The 1,574-nt window shown below is 58.9% G+C and carries 1 protein-coding gene; it reads right to left on the bottom strand.

What is annotated here, in order from left to right; translation table 11 throughout:
• Positions 1-135 precede the first annotated feature (135 nt).
• On the bottom strand, positions 136-1,574 hold a 1,439-nt coding region (locus ACRESJ_RS08645; protein ID WP_431757537.1), incomplete at its 5' end, for a glyceraldehyde-3-phosphate dehydrogenase.

Raw genomic sequence — 1,574 nt, 5'->3', positions numbered from 1 at the left:
GCGTTGGGTCAGTCAAAATTGATGTCGACTGACACCACGCTTTCGCGAGCAAGCCCGCTCCCACATTTAGAATGGTGAAACGCACAAACAAAAACGCCCCGAACAAGTCGGGGCGTTTTCATGTGCGGCTAAGGCTTAGCGCGGGAATGCTGGCGGGTTTACACCGGCCATGTCTTCCATTACGCGAACCACCTGGCAGCTGTAACCGAACTCGTTGTCGTACCAAACGTACAGAACAACGCGGTTATCCTGGGTAATGGTCGCTTCTGCGTCCACAACGCCTGCGTGGCGCGAGCCAACGAAGTCGGTGGAAACCACTTCCTGGGAGCTGACGTAGTCGATCTGCTTATGCAGATCCGAGTGCATGGCCATCTGGCGCAGGTACTCGTTGATCTCGTCGCGAGTGGTAGCCTTTTCCAGGTTCAGGTTCAGGATAGCCATCGACACGTTCGGCGTAGGAACGCGAATCGCATTGCCGGTCAGCTTGCCCTTGAGCACTGGCAGCGCCTTGGCGGCTGCGGTGGCGGCACCGGTCTCGGTGATAACCATGTTCAGTGGCGCGGCGCGGCCACGACGGCTGCCCTTGTGGAAGTTGTCGATCAGGTTCTGGTCGTTGGTGAACGAGTGAACGGTTTCGACGTGGCCGTTGACGATGCCGAACTTGTCGTTGACTGCCTTGAGCACCGGCACGATGGCGTTGGTGGTGCAGGAAGCCGCGGAGATGATCTTGTCGTCCGGGGTGATGTCGCCATGGTTGATGCCGTGAACGATGTTCTTCAGCGCGCCCTTGCCAGGTGCGGTGAGGATCACGCGGGCAGCGCCCGGGCAGGCCAGGTGCTGGCCCAGGCCGTCGGCGTCACGCCATACACCGGTGTTATCGACGATCAGAGCGTTTTTGATGCCGTACTGGGTGTAGTCGACTTCGGCCGGGCTCTTGGCGTAGATAATCTGGATCAGGTTGCCGTTGGCGGTGATGGTGTTGTTGGCTTCATCAATGGTGATGGTGCCATCGAACGGACCATGAACCGAGTCACGACGCAGAAGGCTGGCACGTTTGACCAGGTCGTTCTCGGCGCCCTTGCGGACAACGATGGCGCGCAGACGCAGGCCGTCGCCACCACCGGTTTTTTCGATCAGGATGCGCGCCAGCAGACGGCCAATACGACCGAAGCCGTACAGGACAACGTCGGTGCCTTTGCGAGCGGAAGCGTTCTGCTGGCCAACCACATCGGCCATTTCTTCACGGACGAACTGCTCGGCAGTACGGCCATTGCCTTCAGCCTTGAATTTGGCTGCCAGCTTGCCCAGGTCTACCGAAGCGGCGCCGAGTTTGAGCTCGCTCATCGCTTTGAGCAGCGGGACTGTTTCGTGGACGGACAGCTCGGCTTCGTCGGACTGACGGTGACGAGCAAAGCGGTGAGCTTTGAGAATCGCAATGACTGAACGATTGATCAGGCTGCGGCCATAGATCGAGCTCACCACGTTGTTATTGCGGTAGAGCTGACCGATAAGCGGAATCATCGCTTCTGCGAGTGCTTCACGGTCGATCCATTCACCAAGACACTGGTCGGGCT

This window comes from Pseudomonas sp. (assembly GCF_050739655.1).
GTDB lineage: Bacteria > Pseudomonadota > Gammaproteobacteria > Pseudomonadales > Pseudomonadaceae > Aquipseudomonas.
The sequence above is the reverse complement of the archived record's forward strand: the minus strand, read 5'-3'. Positions and strand labels throughout refer to the sequence as shown.